This window comes from Solibacillus palustris (assembly GCF_022549215.1).
In the GTDB taxonomy this organism is placed as follows: domain Bacteria; phylum Bacillota; class Bacilli; order Bacillales_A; family Planococcaceae; genus Solibacillus; species Solibacillus daqui.
In genome coordinates, this window is sequence record NZ_JAKZFC010000005.1 from 187,374 (window position 1) to 206,188 (window position 18,815).

Below are 18,815 nucleotides of genomic sequence, written 5' to 3' on the forward strand. Positions count from 1 at the left end.
TAGCTCAAATTATCGGGCTTTGAACGTAGTTTTTTTGATTATTAAAAACATGCCTGCCTAAATAAATATTAAATAAAGTATTATAGATTGAGTGCTTTTTTACTTAAATGTATAATAATTCAAAATGGATATTTCCAAATGAATTGAATATAGGAGATGGTAGCAGTTGTTTCGTATTTTATACATAGAGGATGAAAAAGAAATCGGGCAATGGGTGACGAAGGAGTTAACAGAAAGAGGATTTGAGGTGCGATGGCTAGAGTCTGGTGAGGGTATTGAGCATTACATAGGTTCTGCCGATGTTGTCATTTTGGATGTTATGCTACCTGGCTTAGATGGCTTTTCGATCGGGAAAAGAATCAAGAGGGAAAATAATGAATTACCTATTATAATGCTTTCCGCACGCACAGCAGTGGAGGACAAAATTGAGGGTCTAAACTTTGCGGATGATTATTTAACAAAGCCTTTCCATCCGGATGAACTAGTAGCGCGTGTAGAAGTATTACTAAGGAGATATCAAAAGAATGACGATATAATAGACCTTCAGCACTTAAAAATACATACAAAAGAGATGCGAATAATGGACAGTATTGCTAATGAAGAAATTCAATTAACAAGCAAGCAGTTTTATTTATTTCAATATTTTATTCGTCATTTAAATCAAATACTAACAAAGGAACAGCTATATGAAGGGGTTTGGGAAGAGGCTTACATAGAAGGTGATAAAACATTAATGGTCCATATAAGATATTTAAGAGAAAAAATAGAATTAAATCCAGCTAAGCCACTGATTATTGAAACAATACGCGGCATTGGCTATAGGGTAAAACTATGAGAATTTTCCGATCATTATTAGCGAAGTATATGCTTATTATTTTACTGGCAATGTCTATTGTTCAAATAGCGTACTTTATTCCTGCTTTATTTGTAATGGGGATTGCTCAAAAAGAGGAAAGTAATAATAATATTCAATATGGCGAAGACTACAATGAAAATGTGATTGAGGAACAATGGCATGCTGAAGCAAATAAAATAAAAGCTATTAAAATAGAAGTAATCGAACAATTATTTGAAGACTGGCAGCAAAAATACCCCGAAGCCGCCATGTTTTGGGTAAGTGAGAAGGGGACATTACTAACAGAAGTCAATGTGAAAGAGCAGCTTCCAGCACAATGGACACCTGCATTTACGACTAAGTTTATAAAAGAGCGATATGACGGGGATCCTTTTACCGTTATTGCATATCTAGGAGATGATGAAACGAATGGTTTTATTGTTTTTGAAATTCCTAGATCGGTATTGAATCCACCGATTAGAAATGTTTATCAGCAATATGGGACCATTGTATTTTTAGGTGTTATTTGTATCATTATATTTTTTATCAGTGTATCTTTTTTATTTTTTAGAGGAATTCGTAAACGTTTATTAAAGCTTCAGGAAGCGATGGAAATTCGTGATGTAGACGGGTTACCTATTGGGATGGATGTGAAAAAGAAGGATGAGATTGGGCAACTTGAACAAAGCTTTAATCGCATGGTGTGTGAGCTTAGGGAAAGTAAAAACCGTGAGCAAAAGGAAGAACAATTACGGAGGGAATTAATTGCTAATCTTTCTCATGATTTACGTACGCCTTTGACGAAAGTACGGGCACAAACTTATTCCATTAGTAAAGAGAAATTATCAGATGAAGGCAAATATGCTGTGAAAGCTTTGGAAACGTCGATTGTTAATATTGACGGATTAATGGAAAATTTAATGTCGTATACGTTACTCATGGCTAGTAAATATAAATTTGAACCAAAGGAAACTAATGTTATTCGATTTGCACGAGAGCACATGACTACGTGGTATCCTGTTTTTGAAAAAGAAGGTTTTGAAATAGACGTAGAGTTACATTCATTCGAGGATAATAACTGGCTAGTTGATTCGCTTTGGTTAGGTCGTATATTTGATAATTTCTTTCAAAATGTATTACGGCATGCAAGTAGTGGGCAATATATTGGTGTTAAAACAGAATCAACGAAATACTACGATGCATTCGTCATTTCGGATTGCGGAAAAGGAATGAACAATGAATCCAATGCAAAAGGCGCAGGGATTGGTTTATCTATAGTAGATATTATGGTGAAGGGTATGGAGCTAGATTGGGATATCACATCAAGTGAGTCCGGCACAATGATTAAAATTATACGACGTAAGAAGCTGTCCGAATGATTTTTCGGACGGCTTCTTTTTATCAATTATGCCGGGGGCTTTAAATTGCTTCTGCTGAAGCAATTTAAACAAAATTTAAACTTCGTACGTACCTGCATTTAAACTTGGTACTTTATGCTAAATAAAGAGGTGAGGGAAATGGAATATATCGTACAAACAGAAAATTTATCAAAACAGTTTGGTAAAGAGCAGGCTGTATCAGGGTTAGATTTAAAAATTCGTAAAGGGGAAATTTACGGATTTTTAGGCCCAAATGGTGCAGGGAAAACAACGACAATTCGTATGCTTTTAGGATTAATGAAACCAACATCTGGAAAAATTAAAATTTTCCAAAAGGATGTAACGAAGGATCGAATCAAAATATTATCGAAAATTGGTTCGTTGGTTGAAAACCCATCCTATTACCCGCATTTAACAGCTTACGAAAATTTAGAAGCTCTACGAAAAATATTAGGTGTGCCAAAATCGCGCATCGATGAAGTGTTAGAAATTGTTCGTTTAACAGAGGCAGCCAATAAAAAAGTTAAAGGATTCTCGCTTGGTATGAAGCAGCGTCTAGGCATTGCCGCGTCTCTTTTACACAATCCAGAATTATTAATATTAGATGAACCAACAAATGGACTTGATCCATCTGGGATTATTGAAATTCGAAATTTAATAAAACGCCTTCCTTCTGAATATGGGATGACGGTTGTTATTTCGAGTCATTTGTTGTCTGAAATTGATCAAATGGCGACAACAGTTGGCATTGTTTCGAAAGGGAAAATGATTTTTCAAGATTCAATTGAAGCAATGCGTATGCATGCACAGCCAAAAGTTATATTCAAGGTGAATAATAGTGAGCAAGCCTGGCGTTCGTTAGTGGCGAATGGCATAAAAGCAGAATGCAAAGAAGGACAAATTGTATTAGATGAATGCTCCGATGAAAAAGTAGCGCAAATCGTTCAAATTCTTGTGCAGGACGGCTTTTCTGTTTATCGCGTAGAAGAAGAAAAACAATCATTGGAGGATATATTCCTTCAAATGACGGCGGGAGTGCAAGCGATATGATAGGCAATCTTTTGTCATCTGACTTCTTAAAAATTAAACGAAAGGGATTGTGGTTATTAACAGCTTTAGGACCTTTTGGTGTAGTGGCGCTACAAACGGTCAATTACGGATTAAGAAAAGACTATTTGTTACAACAAAGTGAAGATGATTGGGGCTATTATTTAGGGAATGTACATTCTTTTACCCCACTTGCGCTTATTTTAGGGGTTGCCATATTAACATCTTTCATGGCGAGTATTGAAAATGAAACAAATGCATGGAAGCAATTAATTGCTTTGCCTGTATCAAAAATGACAGTGTATTTATCAAAATTTACAGTGCTAACCATATTATTGTTTGTTTCTTCTTCGCTACTGTTATTTTTAACATTTGCTTACGGATTGTTTTTAGATTTGGGAGCGAATATTCCTTATATGGAGCTAGTCCAGTCTAGTTATTATCCATTTTTAGCGTCATTACCAGTATTAGCATTGCAGCTTTGGATTGCGACTGTTAGTCAAAATCAAGCCATACCTATTACTACCGGGGTCTTTGGTGTGATATTTGCATTTTCAGCATATAAATTGCCAGATTGGATGATTTGGAAGTGGCCAACATTAATGAATGAATGGAATGAACCAATCATCAATGTTGCACTAGGTATAGGTGTAGGTATTCTATTATATATCGTTGGAATGATCGATTTCACGAGAAGGGATGTGAAATAATGCGAGCTATACTACATTCTGAATGGTACAAATTAAGGAAGTCTAAAATGATACCGCTTATTCTAACGGGTCCGATGATCGGTCTAATTATAGGATTATCGGTCGGTTTCGAGGATGATTTCGATGTGAATAAATGGTATATTGCATTACTTTCAATGAATTTAACATATTCATTATTGTTTCTACCACTTATTTCGGGGATCTTTGCAAGCCTCATTTGTAGATATGAGCACCAAGCTGGTGGTTGGAAACAACTTTTAGCATTGCCTGTAACAAGGGGAAGAGTATTTGTCGCGAAGTATGTATTAATCATGTTGCTAATCTTGGCGATGCAATTATTATATTTAATTTCTATATATGCAGTAGGTATGATAAAAGGTTATACAGATCCTTTCCCAATGGAAATCGTTTGGAAAAGCATTTTTGGAGGATGGGTAGCGACATTTCCATTAGTTGCATTGCAATTGTGGATGTCAGTGATGTTTAAAAGCTTTGCTGCTCCGTTTGCAGTAAATGTAATTTTTACCTTGCCAGCTATAATAGTTGCGAATTCTGAACAATTTGGCCCTTACTATCCGTGGGTGCAACCTTTTTTTATGATGAATATAGGTGGAAGCACAGGGGAAGTATTTTTTGTACCATGGGATCAATTAGTTACGGTTGTAGGTGGTAGTTTTATGTTGTTTTTCATTGGAGGCTATTTGTACTTCCAGCGAAAAGCTGTTTAACTTGTTTCAGCAGAAGTCCCTATTTATATAAATGGGAGATGAATGCCAAATATGCAATTTTTATTTAGTTGGGGGTTAAACCCAGGCTGAATCAAGTTAAAGCCCCGGCGGATGTCACAGATTTTTAAGGGGAGCTTTTCGAGCAGGCTCGAAAAAAATCTGGACGCAATTACGCCGAGGCGTAATTGATTTTTGTGAGGAGGATGTTATATGAATTTATTGAAAAAAACTTGGTTTGTAACGACATCGATTGCCCTTTCTGTTTTCCTAGCAGGGTGTGGAAGTGGGGAAGCGGTAGAAGATGTAGCTCAATATACATCGAAAATAGAAAATATTGATATTCCAAATGATGTTAAAGTCATTGGCTTTGGAGAAGCAACACACGGTAATATTGAATTTCAAGAATTGAAAAAGGATCTATTTCAAGCATTAGTTGTGAATGAGAATGTTCATGTCTTTGTATTAGAGGGTGACTTTGGTGGTGCTCAGCAAATTAATCAGTTTATATTAACGGGTAACGGTACAGCAGAAGAGGCTGTAAATACCCTTGATTATCAAATTTACCGAACAGAGCAGATGATAGAGCTGGTGCAATGGATGCATGATTATAATAGGACGGTAGATGAGAATGAGAAGATTTATTTTTACGGCAACGATATGCAACGCTATGACTACAGTAAAAAAGGGTTGCTAGATTATTATAAAGAAGTAAACAGCGATGTGGTAAAAGAATATACAACGCAGCTGGAGCATGTTTCCAATGAGACAATGCGTGAATTAACAAACAGCCAACTGAAAGCGTTGGATGCAACAATGGATTCAATTATTTTAGATTTGCAATCAAATAGCACAGCATATATTACACGCTCATCGGAAGAAACATTTGCTATGGCTTCACAATATGCACAAATCATGAAGCAACGTACTCAGCTGTTTTTAAATGATAGCGAGTATGCCACTTTACGAGATCAATATTTGGCAGAAAACCTGCAATGGATTGTTGAATTTGAAGCGGGGCGCGGGCACGATAAAGTGCTGATTTCTGCACATAATGGGCATATTGAAAAAACTTCCGCATCATTAGCAGGCTACAAAGCAATGGGAGATTATTTAGATGAAATTTACGGAGATGCATATTTTGCGATTGGAACGGATTTTATCGATAATACATTCCAGGCGTTAAACGGTAGTTCAGGTGAACGTGAAAACTATACACTGGAGCATCATGATGATTTAGTAGATGCCTTTAGTGATGTAGAGGAAAATGTATTTTACGTAGATTTTAAAAAAGCTAGTGCATCAAAAGAGTTAGCAACTATTCTCTCGACTGAACAGAAGATGGCGAATATAGGCGATGATTTCCGTTCGTGGTATAAGTTCACGAAGATGTTTTATACGATTAAAATGATACCAAATGAATCTTATGATAGCTTAATAATTGTGAAAGAGGCGACACCAACGACGGTTATTGATTAAATCTTGTGTATCCGGTGCAGGAATCTTAGAACGATAATGAAGTATAGGTAAACCAAAGTACTTGCATGATATAGCATACGTATAAGTCCTAGATTGCTGTAATGAAGGAGGCTATTAATATGAATGGCCAATCATTATAAGCGTTGAATATGATGAGCAATTTTTAAAGGATTTTGCTTTTTAATAATAATCCACTGCTAACAAATAATTATTTTGATATTTTCTTAAACGTTCTTCTAAATCGCCAATAAAATTCTTGGCAACACCCTTGTAAATGTTTCTTCAAGTGAGCGTTTTTCCTTCTTAAGTAGTTCAGAGGAAATAACATCAACACCGTTCAGACTTTATGGACGGTGTTGATGTTATTTGACCGCCTGTTCTTATTAAGACTTTGATAGCTCGATAAAGCCCTTTCCAAACACATCTCGTACATCATGGATTGTAATAAAGGCATCCTTATCTACCGCTTTTACAATATTTTTTAGCTTAATGACTTCTTGTCTGCTAATAACGATATATAAAATTTCCTTTTGTTCCTTCGTATAATAGCCGTGCCCAGATAGGACAGTTACTCCACGATTCATTTTAAAGCTTACTTGATCCGCGATGGCATTCGGATTTTTTGAAATGATTGTCACCGCTTTTTGAGGATTCACTCCTTCAATCACGAATTCCATAACCTTCGTTCCAATGTAAAGCATCATAATCGTAAGCATGAGTGCTTCTGCGCCGATAATGAAATAAGATGAAAAGGCAACGATTAGATCGAAAAAAAGTAGCGCGTAGCTAATATTCCAGCCAAGGAATTTATTCGCTATTCTCGCTAAAATGGTCGTGCCAGCAGTCGTACCACCGACGCGGATTATTAATCCAATCCCAACACCAACAAAAACCCCACCAAAAATAGCATTAATCATAATTTCATCTGATTGAATTGACCAAGATTCTGTTAAATGTAAGAAAATTGAATTGAAGGTTACTGCGATAATTGTATAAATTGTAGTTTGCCTATTGAGGAATCGATAGCCCATAATTAATAGGGCGGCATTGATTACAAAGCTGACAAGACCAGGAGACCATCCCATTACATAATAAAGAATAATCGTTACACCTGTTACGCCGCCTTCACCTAAATCGTGTGGAATAACGAATAAGTTGATAGCAAGTGCAAAGAGGAATGCCCCAATCATTATAATAAGAATATCAATTGTAAATTTTTTCATTTTTCACTCCACCGTTTGTAACTAAATTTTTTCCATAGTTGAAATTGTTTCAATGGTGAACCATTTTATCGTATTGCTATGGAATTGGATAACGCCATCAGTTTTTTGATTAACTCAATGTGCCCGCAATTTTATAGCATGCAAAGAGCTATTAATCAAACGAATGTTCAAATTAATATGAGCGGTAAAAACGCAAAGTTGTCTTCCCGAATAATTTTGCTCGATTGATAAGAAATGGGCTGTCTAAAGATGGGCCCATCAATAACTGTTGTATGAAACTCGCCACCTTCACCTGAAGGATCTATGCCTCGAGATTTTAGCTCCTGCACATACTCATGTGTTAATACTTTCCCTAAATCATCTTCTCGCATACCTAGTGTTAAGTTAACGGTAGTTATGATCGTTTTAAAACCTAAATTAATGAAGCGTTCAACAACTTCTGAATGGTCAGCTTGCCATAAAGGCATTCCGAGTTTTAAGTTTGCGATGTTTGCAACTTTTTCATGCCAGCAGCCGTGCTCAGGCATATCAAGATCGCCTGTAACAAGTGCATCTGCTCCTAAATTCTTCATTTTATTTAGCATCTCAATAAACGTCGCTTCGTAGTTTGCCCAGCTTGCTGCTGCAAAATGAATAGGCAAGTCAATAGACTCGGCTTGTGCTTTTATAAAGTTTACGGTCATACCATGTGAGCGAGAGCGTGTCCCATCTTCCTCAAGTACGGTAATTAAACCTACTGCTTGCCCGGTTTTCATGGCCTCGTATAAAGCGAGTGTACTATCTTTACCACCGCTAAAGGAGGCAACAAACTTTTGACCATCAGCACCAGTTTTCCAATCTTTTAAATTTCCCATCCTATGTATCTCCTTTTATATAGCGAATGAACAAAAGAACCTCTTATGTTGAATGAAGCATGCAAAAATAGCTCCTTGCCCAATGACTATTGTAAAGTAAATTAGCCTTTTTGGGCGTCAATCTAGAAAAAACCCATCCTCTCCACATATCGGAGAGAATGGTTTCCTATAAAAAATATGAAATGACTAATTACAGCTTAGCCCAGCGTTCCTCTAGCCAAGTCATAAATTGCTCACCTTTGTCGCCTTCATATGCATCAAATACATCTAAGCGCATACGTTTTAGCTTTTCAGCAAACTCTGCAACGGTGTGTTCCTTTGGTAAGCTTTTTTTCACACGTAGGAAAATTTTATCTGTCCCTTTAATAATATCAAAACGCGCAGGTTTAGGTTTTTCCACGTTTTCACCAAACGATACAAGAGCATTGTAAGCTGCTGTTTGCACCGTGTAAACCGTATCATTTTTCATTCGGTTATTTAATAAATCGATCACTTTTTCATGTCGATAAGCTGATAATGTTTCAACCGCGGCTAAACGCTCGCGCCAGCTAGAAGTATAATTGGCTTGTTTCTTTAATGCTTCATATTGTTCAGGTAATTCTTTTTCAAATGTTTTCAAATAATAGCACCTCTTTTTTTAACTAGAGGAAAAATGGAATTCTTCTTCTGATTTTTTCATTATACGTTGTCTTGGTGGAAAAAGCGATGTATTTGGGTGCTGGGTACTTGTACAATTAAAATGTATGAAGAGCGGGAGGGAAATAAAATGTTTCAAAATAAAACTGTTGTTATTACAGGGGCAGCTCAAGGAATTGGTCGGTCGGTTGCGATTCACTTTGCAAAAGCTGGTGCAAATGTTGTCATTGCAGATATCGAAAATGACCTAGGTTTTCAATTAGCAGGGGAGCTATTAACTGAAGGGTACTCTGCCATTTTTATGCAAACGGATGTGCGTAGTGAGGAAAATGTGCGTCAAACGATGGAGATGGCAGCAAATCGTTATGGTAGGCTTCATATTTTAATTAATAATGTTGGGAAATCAAAATGGATTTCTCCACTAGAATTATCATTAGACGATTGGGACGACATTATCCAGACGAATTTACGTAGCGTATTTTTATGCTCACGTGAAGCGGCAAAATTGATGCAAAGTGGCGGGGCTATTATTAATGTTGCTTCAACGCGCGCATTTATGTCCGAACAGCATTCAGAAAGTTATGCGGCTTCTAAAGGCGGCATTATTGCATTAACGCATGCATTAGCAAGCTCTTTTAGTGAGTTAAATATAACGGTAAACTGCATTTCTCCAGGGTGGATTGAAACGGGAGACTACGAGGGACTAAAACCGTCGGACCATTCCCAGCATTTTTCGAACCGTGTAGGCAAACCAGAGGATATTGCGCGTGCCTGTTTGTATTTAGCGAATCCAGAAAATAATTTTGTTTCAGGTACGAATTTAACAATTGATGGTGGTATGACGAAGAAGATGATTTATGCGGAGTAGTAGAAAGGCGAATTCCTAGTACAAGGAATTCGCCAGTATGTCAAAATAAAAGTAATCGATAACGACCTAATAAAAATGTTAGTACACCTATAATATTTTGATTACTGTACGAGCTACGACATTCAGAGTATCTATTTATTGCTTTTTTTAAACAATTCTTTCGTTTTAAACCCCGCTTCTAAAATCTGAATCATTTCTTGTTTTCGATGGGTCTGTGTTTCAGCCTTCTTCGCACTAAATACATAGCGTGCCCAATCCTTTTTGTAGCCAGGTGTTAAACTTTCATAAAGTGATAAAGCCTTTGGATAATCATTTAAAAAGCGCGTAATTTCAGGGATATGTCCCTCGTAATCGCCAACACGCTGGCTAGAAGCAGTCTTTTTTGGCTTAATCTGCGCATGCTTCATACCAAGTATTGAAAACGTATCATCGAGTGATTGCAGACTCGTAAATTTGATGGCACTTTGTAGAGCATATTTGTCGTCATCCACCTGCAGTGCGGGGAAAATTTCATCTCGGCCAAGATAAGTTGCGTATTGCTTATTCCCTTTTTTTGGATAAATAAAAAACAAGTAGCCATCTAGTGCAAGTGATTTTGCCGCAATGACCGATCGTAATCCCTTTACCATTTCCTCTAGACTGTAAACAAAATAGAGGATTCGATCGTATGTTTGTTCATTTGAAGTTGTAGTAATCGTAAAGTTTTCCGGCGCATGTAAAACTTGAACCTTTAACACATTTTGTAATTTAAACTTTTTCTCCAAAAATCCCACTCCCTCGAATGCTTATTATTAAAATTATTACTAGTATTTTTAGAATAGCAAATGAGATGCGAATAAAATAGAGGTTTGTAATAGCTGTATAGCTAGAATTGAAGAGGCAGCATCGGGATTGGCAACTGAATAAAGATAAACTTCTTGGGAATTTAAAGTATGCGGTATTAAATGGACGCGGTGAGCTTACATCAGATATTAGAAGTGTTTCAACACATGTGCTTTCTGATGTTCAGCAAGTTGTACAAGGTAATAAGATTATTTGGTTCACACGTGATATGAAGAAAAAAGTGATGTATGAATTAGAAATTGAATAGGTATTAATAGAGGAACTGTCCAAAAAAGTATTTGCTTTTTGATCAGTATCAGTAAAAAGTCTGCCCAAAAGATCATTCCGGACAGACCTTTCTACTATTTAAGTCTTTCAAAGTTGATCAGACTTGCAGCATTTTTCTCCATTCTGTTCAACCATCATTAAAAAATACTTCATTACGCGTACATCCTCTGTTAACTCTGGATGGAAAGAACAGCCCAAGTACTGTCCATCGCGAGCGAGTACAATACGACCATCATATTCTGCGAGTACCTCTACATTTTCACCAACTGAAACAATATGCGGGGCACGGATAAAGACAGCAGCTACATCTTCTCCGATACCTTTCGCATGGAGCTTGACTTCAAAGCTATCCTTTTGACGCCCAAAAGAATTGCGCTCCACTACACTATTCATAAGTCCTATATGGGGCGCATCATAGCCGACAACTTCACAAGCTAATAAAATCAAACCTGCACAAGTACCGAAAATGGGCCTACCGCTTTGTCCAAAAGCACGTAATGGTTCAAGAAATTGATAGTGATCGATTAGTTTTCGCATTGTTGTACTTTCACCACCAGGTAAGATTAAGCCGTCAATGTCAACCAAATCCACAACATGCTTAACAACAACTGCCTGTGCACCGACTGTTTCAATGGCGTTTACATGCTCACGAACTGCTCCCTGTAAAGCGAGAACACCAATCTTTTTTCGATTACCAGCCACGTTCCTGCATCCGATCCGCAGCCGCTAATTTTGAAATTTCAATACCAGTCATTGGTGAACCTAAATCTTTAGACACGCGAGCGATTAACTCATAATCTCGATAGTGTGTTGTTGCTTCCACAATTGCGCGTGCAAATTTTTCAGGATTTTCCGATTTAAAAATACCAGAACCTACGAATACACCGTCAGCACCTAGCTCCATCATTAACGCGGCATCTGCAGGCGTTGCTACACCTCCAGCTGCAAAGTTAACAACTGGTAACCGACCTAAGCGCTTAATTTCTAACAATAATTCAAAAGGTGCACCTAACAGCTTAGCTTCGGTCATTAGCTCATCTACGTTCATGCCGACAACACGTCGTACTTGCGCATTTACTTTACGAATATGACGAACGGCCTCGACAATATTTCCTGTACCGGGCTCACCCTTTGTACGTAGCATTGATGCCCCTTCGCCGATACGACGAGCAGCCTCACCTAAATCACGGCAGCCACATACGAATGGTACTGTATAGTCACTTTTTAATAAATGGAATTCTTCATCTGCCGGTGTTAATACCTCAGATTCATCGATATAATCCACACCCATTGATTCTAATACACGCGCTTCTGTAATATGACCGATACGTGCTTTCGCCATAACTGGAATTGTAACGGCAGCCATTACTTCTTCAACAATTTTTAAATCCGCCATACGTGCAACGCCGCCAGCTTTACGAATATCTGAAGGAACACGCTCTAACGCCATAACTGCTACTGCTCCAGCTGCCTCAGCGATTTTTGCTTGCTCGGCGTTGACAACATCCATAATAACGCCACCTTTTTGCATTTCTGCCATCCCTCGTTTTACACGATCTGTACCAAATTGAACCATGAGTAAAAACCTCCTAAAGATTAATACGTTTAGTATAGCGGGAATTGATATCTTTGAAAGTATCAAAATATAACTTTTCGAAGTGGTCAGTTTGGGGCTTTTTTTTTCCACCTCAACACCAACTAAATTAATCCCCATTTTTTAACACTGTACAATTCAAATTTCCTACAATTCCTGTTATGATATTTGTTGTGACAAAATTGTGATAAAATTGTCAAAAAATAATAATGCGATAAATTACATAGAGGTGAAAGTGTGCGCAAGAAAACGATGAGAACGAGGTTAACTTTTCTATTATTAGCAGTATGTATTTTACCGGTTCTCGTAACTGTAGTAGTCAATTATTTTGCAACAACATCAAGCTTTGAATCGATTCAAAATGAAGATCAAAAGCAAATGGAACATATTGTGAATACCCAAGTAGAAACAGAAAAGGCGCAACTGCAGGCGATCGCTACATCACTTGCGAAAAATCCAGAAGTGGCGGCTATTTTGCAATCAACGAACCGCACTTCTATAAATGAAAGCATGAAGGCGCTGTTTACCAAACTTCAACATGAGCAGCAGCTAGCCGTACTAGAAATAGGAGATGCACAAGGAATGGTTCATGTGCGCGGCCATAATTTGGAGCAATTTGGTGATGATAAGTCCAAAACTTCTGCAATTCAGGAAACCTTAAATGGCAACGTAATTAGTGGGCTAGAGTATGGGAAAAGTGGACTAGCGATTCGTGCATTCGCTCCGATTGAAGTGAACGGAACAATTATTGGTACGGTTCAAGTTGGGGTAAATGATCAATTTATTCAGCTTATTCAGGAATTATTGCCACTTGTACAGCTTCAATTTTTAAATCCAGAAGAGCTAGAAACTTTTCTTGCCAAAAGCGAGGACGTCTCTTTAAAAGAATTGTTAAACGGTGACGCTACACGTGTATTTAAAGAAGATGCACAAGTAATCGAAAGCTACTTGCCATTTTTAGACCCAACAGGAAAAGAAGTAATTGGCGTCATGTTGCTGAAGCAAGATGTTTCGGCAATGCAATCCATCCAATCAGGTATGTTTACAACGGGTATCATTGTATTAGTGCTTGCATTCTTCGTAGCCATTGTTATTGCAACGGTTTATAGCAAATCGTTAACAGCCCCCGTTGCAAAAACGGCGAGTGCGTTACAGCGTTTACGAGATGGTGATTTAACACAAACAATCGAATTAACAAATCGTCAAGATGAAATGGGTATGATGATGCAAGATATGAAAGATATGCAACAGCAGCTTCATAGTACAATTAAAGAAGTTGCGCTTGCCTCAGAAACTGTTTCTGCTCAAAGTATCCTGTTAAAAGAAGATGTGTCAATTGCGTCGTCTAGCTCACAAGCAATAACGCAAGTGATGGAAGATATTTCTTCCGGAGCAGAGCGTCAAACTTTCGCCATTACAGAAGTTTCAGAAACGGTAAATGATTTTTCAAACCGCTTACAAGAAACCGTACAGCAAAGTACCATCTTACAAAACTCGTCTCAATCGGTACGTGTGCTATCAGTAAAAGGTGCACAACTGATGCATGCCTCATCAGCGCAAATGAATGAATTGCAAATGGTCATGAATGATGCGGTAACAAAAATGGCAGCATTAGACATTCAAGCAAGTAAAATTACAACGTTCGTATCCATTATTGAAGAGGTAGCGAATCAAACGAATTTGCTTGCATTAAACGCTTCGATTGAGGCGGCACGTGCTGGGGAACATGGCAAAGGTTTTGCTGTAGTGGCAGAAGAGGTACGCAAGCTTGCGGTTCAAGTAGAGCAGTCCGTTTCAGAAATTACGTCCATTGTTTCAACGATACAGCGCGATTCCACAAATGTAAGTGGTTCGTTACAAAACGGCTATACACAAGTAGAACTCGGCGTGAGCCAATTAGCAACAACTTCGCAAACCTTTAATGAAATCGAACAGGCAGTAGCTACGATTACCGAGGCGATTGCTGAAATGATGCAAGGTTTAGCACAAATGAACGGTGAAAGTCAGGAAATTAATGCAACAGTTCAAGAAATTGCTGCGATTAGTGAAGAAACGACAGCCGCTGTGGAAGAAACAACGAGCACATTAACGGAATCGAGTGCATCTATGCAAAACATTGCCGTTTCGACCGAGCAGTTAACACAACTAGCAGAGCAATTAAATCGAATTGTTAAACAGTATAAAGTTCATCGGTCATAGACGGTGGTATGCGTATTAATGGGAGTTTTCAAAGAGTACTAACTGTGATACAGTAGCTACACTACCGCCAAGCAATTGGCAAATATGGAGGCGATGTAATGACAAATACAGTAGATGAGTTTGTAGAATCATTAGTAGCGGCAACGATTAATAATGAAGTGAAGTGGAGCGCGGGTTCAGAAGGGTTAACTGATGCAATCGAAGAAGTATATGGCAATGCAGATACGCTATATACGTTTTTTGATGAGGAAGCGGGTGCCAATGTAGTGCTTGCGACATATCAGTATTACGAAGGTGATGTAGAAGCCGATGAATTCATAAAAGACGGAGCGAGTATTCTACTTGTAGACGCTGATGATTTTGAAATTTTAAATGAAATTACGGATGAAGATGTAGAAGATGCAGCAATTTTTAAGACGCTAATCGAGGCGATTAAAGAAGCAAAGTGATTAATAAAATGAAGGCAGTCTATGACCAAATTATATTGGCTAGGCTGCCTTGTTATATGAAAGCTATATAAAGCAGTGTTTGCGTAAAGTGAATTATTGACCAATACATAACTTAAAAACTCCCTATTTGTGTAGTTTGTGCACAGATAGGGAGTTTTGCTTGTATGAAATTAAATGTGACCATAGCCTGTAAACTTCGATTTCCAATAGCCTTCATGGATAGATGTGATGTTTACTTTAGATCCACTTGCGTTAATCATTTTACCGTTACCCATGTAAATACCTACATGTGAAATGCCTTTTTTATACGTGTTACTAAAGAACACTAAGTCCCCAACTTTAGGCGTGGATACCTTTGTTGCGTTATTATATAAGCTTGCGGCAGTTTGACGTCCCACTGATTTACCTGATTTTGAAAATACATAAGAAACGAAACCTGAGCAATCAAAACCAGATGGTGATGAACCACCAAAAACATAGGGTGTGCCTAATTGTTGTTTGGCTACAGAAATTACTCTAGAGCTGTTTACTGAAGCCGAAGTAGCATGATTAGAACCAATTTGTAGTTTTTGTCCAACGTTGATGTTTGTTGATATTAAGCTATTTGAACTCATAATCGATGAGTAAGTCGTACCGTATTGTTTAGCGATTTTAGCTAATGTATCGCCACTTTTTACAGTATATGTAGCTGCAGAAGCGCCAGACATAGATGTAAATAAAAGTGATGTACCTAAAGAGAATGCTGCAATTGTCTTAAAAAATTTTTTCATGATATATGTTAAACCTCGTATATGTAAGTTTTTATAGCTCGAACTGAACTAACGAGATTAATCATAACAAAGAAATATTTCACCTACTTTTCAATAATATTAAAAGTAAATGTTATTTTGTAATAATATCGTAATATGATGTGGGAGATTAAAAAGGGGGCCTCATAAAAACTCGGGCAAAATGAATAATGAAGTTACGAAGCCATATATTTTATGTGATTCAACTGCACCAAAAGTGATGCATTTTGCGTTAGAGTCGGCCGTACAACATATTAAATAAGCAAACCGCTGTATGTTATAGATTGTAAGCATATAGCGGCTTTTTGTTGTTATCCTTACTTTATGCATGAGGCGTTATTAATTTGAATCTTTACTGCGTTCAATTTCGTATTACAGAAAAAGCCTTTCGAAAAGGAGTGGAGATCGATGAAATCATTTTATTTAAAGCAAAAAATCATGAGCATGCGCGGACGTTTTAATGTGTTTGATGATTTACAGCAAGAGGTGTATAAAATCGAAGGTAGTTTTCTACAAATTCCGAAAACGTTTACGATTAGTGACTTACAGCACAATGAAAAGGCACTGATAACGAAAAAGACTTTTAGTTGGCTGCCAACGTTTTATGTAGAAGTAGAGGGACGTCAGATATTTACAATTAAAAAGGAATTTACATTTTTTAAGGCAAAATATTTGGTTGATGGTGCTGGAATTGAAGTGAATGGAAACTTATGGGATATGGATTTTGATGTTGTGAAGGATGGTCAAGTGATTGGCCGCGTGTCAAAAGAATGGATGACATGGGGCGACACATATCAAATTCAAGTATTTGATGAGGAATGGGAAATGATTGTTATTGCATTAGTTGTAGCGATTGATTGTGTAAAAGCCGACCAAAATACAGCGGCGGCAAGTGTATAAGAAAAAAGCATCTCCGTAAAATTTCGGTGGAGATGCTTTTTCGGCGTGAATTGTTTTTCCAATCATAACATTGATTTGCAGAGCATATGAAATAATTACTGTGCTGGGTTTACTTCTAATTCCACATTAATTTTAATATCTTTTCCTACTAGTACTCCGCCTGTTTCAAGTGCCTGGTTCCAAGTTAAGCCGAAATCTTCACGGTTGATTTTTGCCGAAGCCTCGAAGCCGTATACTTCTACACCCCATGGATTTGTACCTTTGCCACCAAATTCAACATCGAATGTTACTGGCTTAGTAACGTCTTTAATTGTTAAATCACCGGTTACTTTGAAGTCATCGCCATCTTTTTCAACATTTGTAGAAGTGAACGTCATGCTCGGGAAAGCGTCTGCATCAAAGAAATCTGCTGATTTTAAGTGGTTGTCGCGGTCTGAACTTTTTGTGTTGATGCTTGCAACGTCAAGTGTAAAGTTAATTGTTGCATCGGATAAGTCCGCTGGATTGGCTACGTCAAGATTTGCAGTGTAGCTGTCGAATTGGCCTTTCACTTTTGATACCATCATGTGTTTTACTTCAAAGCCTACCGTTGAGTGTGATTGATCGATTGTCCAGTTTGTCATGTTCATTTTCCTCCTGAAATTATCTCTAATTTGAGATATTAGTCAAAATAAAATTCCCATTTTGTTTGGGAAGAAATGCTATTATTAATTCGAATTCATTTATCTTGAATTCGTAATAAATATATCACGAATAAAAATGACTGTCAACACAATAAAATTAATTATTTAAATTTTCTTTTTAGTTTTAAAATTCAGTTTAATTTTTGGTGTATTAGAAAGTTTATGATGAAAAGGTCTATCTGGAAATCAATGTTCCGAATAGACCCTTAATTGTTGGAGTGCCTGTAGCGCTTCTGAGGCATTTTGAAATGGTGTTTTGATAGTCAATAAGCGCTCAATATAATGTTGAAGCGCGACGGGAAGCTGGAGCTCTTGCTGCCAAGTTGTACTTTTTTTAGCTTGTGGTTCATAAATTGAATACAATAAAAACAACATAAAATGTCCAACCGCATATAAATCGCTCACTGGATGTGGTGCTTTTTTCGGGTTTTTTACGCCGTGCAAATTGAAATATGCATCGATGTTTGTCGCTAAGCCAAAATCAATGATGTGTAATCCATCGTCAGCTACAAGAACATTAGGAATGCGGAGATCACGGTGGACAATGTTTTTTTCGTGTAGTTGTTGTACAAAATACAAAAGATCTTTTGTTATTGAAATCGTATCATTGATGGAGTAAGTTTGTTGCTGTTCGAAAATGGCCTTTTCAAATGTATAGCCGTCGACAAAGCTCATTAAAAAATAGGGTGCATCTCCAATAAATCCACTCGCGATGAATTTCGGAACTGGAAGATGCTGAAGCTCTTGCAACAGAGTCATTTCTTGAATAAATCGTTGCTTAGATGTAGGCTTCAATTGATTAGCTTTTAGGCGTTTTAACACGGCCTGCTCTTTTGTCTTACGATGTTGTAATAAATACGCAACGCCATACGATCCCTCGCCTAGTATAGTGATAAGCTCATAATCGGTGTATTGTTGAATATAATGCTCTGTACGCTTTCGATACTTACTTTCTAGAAAATAAAAAATCATGACCAGCTACTAAAGAAACTGCGTGAGCTACGTTTTTTACGTTTGTAATAATGATGACCGCGATAGTTATCTTTATGTGAATAGCGACGACGGCTACTTGAAGAAGAATAGTGGCGGTAGCCTTTATTTGACCCAAGAAGGTTTTGAAGAATCTTTTTTAGCATAATATTAACCCCTTTTTCTTGTTTTATTGTTATACGTATTAACGTCTTAAAAGTTTCTAGATTAGTAACAAATTTAATGAAATGAGCATAAAAATTTGATAAGTGCAGTGAAACGACGAAAGGATTTATTCATACGATTTTTACAGCTAGTAAGCTTCAAACTCATAGCAGCGCAACCACACGAGCTTGATTAAAGGCTG

At 37.4% G+C, this 18,815-nt stretch carries 21 protein-coding genes; 11 read left to right on the forward strand and 10 right to left on the reverse strand.

The window, feature by feature from the left end:
- Positions 1-166 precede the first annotated feature (166 nt).
- The 6 genes from LZ480_RS13795 to LZ480_RS13820 all read left to right on the forward strand — a co-directional run bounded on the left by LZ480_RS13795 (position 167) and on the right by LZ480_RS13820 (position 6,175).
- Positions 167-835 carry a response regulator transcription factor gene (locus LZ480_RS13795; protein WP_241370111.1) on the forward strand — a complete coding sequence of 223 codons (669 nt, stop codon included), beginning with the start codon at positions 167-169 and terminating at the stop codon, positions 833-835.
- Complete coding sequence (locus LZ480_RS13800) at positions 832-2,214, forward strand: HAMP domain-containing sensor histidine kinase (RefSeq protein WP_241370112.1); 1,383 nt, start codon at positions 832-834, stop codon at positions 2,212-2,214. The genes LZ480_RS13795 and LZ480_RS13800 overlap by 4 nt, the downstream gene beginning before the upstream one ends.
- 138 nt (positions 2,215-2,352) lie before the next feature.
- Positions 2,353-3,264, forward strand: a complete 912-nt coding sequence (locus LZ480_RS13805; RefSeq protein WP_241370113.1) for an ABC transporter ATP-binding protein — start codon at positions 2,353-2,355, stop codon at positions 3,262-3,264.
- Positions 3,261-3,971, forward strand: a complete 711-nt coding sequence (locus tag LZ480_RS13810; protein ID WP_241370114.1) for an ABC transporter permease — start codon at positions 3,261-3,263, stop codon at positions 3,969-3,971. Before LZ480_RS13805 ends, LZ480_RS13810 begins: the two co-directional genes overlap by 4 nt.
- Positions 3,971-4,699 carry an ABC transporter permease gene (locus tag LZ480_RS13815; RefSeq protein WP_241370115.1) on the forward strand — a complete coding sequence of 243 codons (729 nt, stop codon included), beginning with the start codon at positions 3,971-3,973 and terminating at the stop codon, positions 4,697-4,699. The genes LZ480_RS13810 and LZ480_RS13815 overlap by 1 nt, the downstream gene beginning before the upstream one ends.
- 210 nt (positions 4,700-4,909) lie before the next feature.
- Positions 4,910-6,175, forward strand: coding sequence for an erythromycin esterase family protein (locus LZ480_RS13820; RefSeq protein WP_241370116.1), 1,266 nt, complete (start codon positions 4,910-4,912; stop codon positions 6,173-6,175).
- Positions 6,176-6,558: 383 nt separating this feature from the next.
- Here the strand turns inward: LZ480_RS13820 and LZ480_RS13825 are convergent, their stop codons facing one another.
- The 3 genes from LZ480_RS13825 to LZ480_RS13835 all read right to left on the reverse strand — a co-directional run bounded on the left by LZ480_RS13825 (position 6,559) and on the right by LZ480_RS13835 (position 8,871).
- Positions 6,559-7,398 carry a YitT family protein gene (locus LZ480_RS13825; RefSeq protein ID WP_241370117.1) on the reverse strand — a complete coding sequence of 280 codons (840 nt, stop codon included), beginning with the start codon at positions 7,396-7,398 and terminating at the stop codon, positions 6,559-6,561.
- 167 nt (positions 7,399-7,565) lie between these two features.
- Positions 7,566-8,252, reverse strand: a complete 687-nt coding sequence (locus LZ480_RS13830; protein WP_241370118.1) for a Dph6-related ATP pyrophosphatase — start codon at positions 8,250-8,252, stop codon at positions 7,566-7,568.
- A gap of 190 nt (positions 8,253-8,442) precedes the next feature.
- Entirely contained in the window at positions 8,443-8,871 is a 429-nt protein-coding gene (locus tag LZ480_RS13835) for a HEAT repeat domain-containing protein (protein WP_241370119.1), read from the reverse strand.
- Between the two features lie 147 nt (positions 8,872-9,018).
- Between LZ480_RS13835 and LZ480_RS13840 the strand changes: the two genes are divergently transcribed.
- Entirely contained in the window at positions 9,019-9,756 is a 738-nt protein-coding gene (locus LZ480_RS13840) for an SDR family NAD(P)-dependent oxidoreductase (protein WP_241370120.1), read from the forward strand.
- 131 nt (positions 9,757-9,887) lie between these two features.
- Here LZ480_RS13840 and LZ480_RS13845 read toward each other — a convergent pair whose 3' ends face one another.
- Positions 9,888-10,520 (reverse strand): YdeI/OmpD-associated family protein, encoded by a 633-nt coding sequence (locus tag LZ480_RS13845; RefSeq protein WP_241370121.1) that lies wholly within the window; start codon positions 10,518-10,520, stop codon positions 9,888-9,890.
- A gap of 107 nt (positions 10,521-10,627) precedes the next feature.
- Here LZ480_RS13845 and LZ480_RS13850 point away from each other — a divergent pair, with 107 nt between their 5' ends.
- Positions 10,628-10,846 carry a hypothetical protein gene (locus LZ480_RS13850; protein WP_241370122.1) on the forward strand — a complete coding sequence of 73 codons (219 nt, stop codon included), beginning with the start codon at positions 10,628-10,630 and terminating at the stop codon, positions 10,844-10,846.
- A gap of 107 nt (positions 10,847-10,953) precedes the next feature.
- Here the strand turns inward: LZ480_RS13850 and pdxT are convergent, their stop codons facing one another.
- Both pdxT and pdxS read right to left on the reverse strand, forming a co-directional pair.
- The gene (gene pdxT / locus LZ480_RS13855) at positions 10,954-11,568 is read right to left on the reverse strand and encodes a pyridoxal 5'-phosphate synthase glutaminase subunit PdxT (RefSeq protein ID WP_241370123.1); all 615 of its coding nucleotides are present in this window, start codon (positions 11,566-11,568) and stop codon (positions 10,954-10,956) included.
- Positions 11,558-12,442 carry a pyridoxal 5'-phosphate synthase lyase subunit PdxS gene (pdxS, locus tag LZ480_RS13860; protein WP_241370124.1) on the reverse strand — a complete coding sequence of 295 codons (885 nt, stop codon included), beginning with the start codon at positions 12,440-12,442 and terminating at the stop codon, positions 11,558-11,560. The genes pdxT and pdxS overlap by 11 nt, the downstream gene beginning before the upstream one ends.
- A gap of 255 nt (positions 12,443-12,697) precedes the next feature.
- Here pdxS and LZ480_RS20015 point away from each other — a divergent pair, with 255 nt between their 5' ends.
- Positions 12,698-14,659, forward strand: coding sequence for a methyl-accepting chemotaxis protein (locus tag LZ480_RS20015; protein WP_241370125.1), 1,962 nt, complete (start codon positions 12,698-12,700; stop codon positions 14,657-14,659).
- A gap of 98 nt (positions 14,660-14,757) precedes the next feature.
- Positions 14,758-15,108: a hypothetical protein gene (locus tag LZ480_RS13870; RefSeq protein WP_241370126.1), complete on the forward strand. Its 351-nt coding sequence runs from the start codon at positions 14,758-14,760 to the stop codon at positions 15,106-15,108.
- A gap of 170 nt (positions 15,109-15,278) precedes the next feature.
- Here the strand turns inward: LZ480_RS13870 and LZ480_RS13875 are convergent, their stop codons facing one another.
- Entirely contained in the window at positions 15,279-15,878 is a 600-nt protein-coding gene (locus LZ480_RS13875) for a C40 family peptidase (protein WP_241370127.1), read from the reverse strand.
- 426 nt (positions 15,879-16,304) lie between these two features.
- Between LZ480_RS13875 and LZ480_RS13880 the strand changes: the two genes are divergently transcribed.
- Positions 16,305-16,796 (forward strand): LURP-one-related/scramblase family protein, encoded by a 492-nt coding sequence (locus LZ480_RS13880; RefSeq protein WP_241370128.1) that lies wholly within the window; start codon positions 16,305-16,307, stop codon positions 16,794-16,796.
- Positions 16,797-16,891: 95 nt separating this feature from the next.
- Here the strand turns inward: LZ480_RS13880 and LZ480_RS13885 are convergent, their stop codons facing one another.
- The 3 genes from LZ480_RS13885 to LZ480_RS13895 all read right to left on the reverse strand — a co-directional run bounded on the left by LZ480_RS13885 (position 16,892) and on the right by LZ480_RS13895 (position 18,615).
- The gene (locus tag LZ480_RS13885) at positions 16,892-17,419 is read right to left on the reverse strand and encodes a YceI family protein (RefSeq protein WP_241370129.1); all 528 of its coding nucleotides are present in this window, start codon (positions 17,417-17,419) and stop codon (positions 16,892-16,894) included.
- Positions 17,420-17,665: 246 nt separating this feature from the next.
- Positions 17,666-18,451, reverse strand: a complete 786-nt coding sequence (locus LZ480_RS13890; protein WP_241370130.1) for a serine/threonine protein kinase — start codon at positions 18,449-18,451, stop codon at positions 17,666-17,668.
- Positions 18,448-18,615, reverse strand: a complete 168-nt coding sequence (locus LZ480_RS13895) for a hypothetical protein (protein WP_241370131.1) — start codon at positions 18,613-18,615, stop codon at positions 18,448-18,450. The genes LZ480_RS13890 and LZ480_RS13895 overlap by 4 nt, the downstream gene beginning before the upstream one ends.
- Positions 18,616-18,815: the final 200 nt, after the last annotated feature.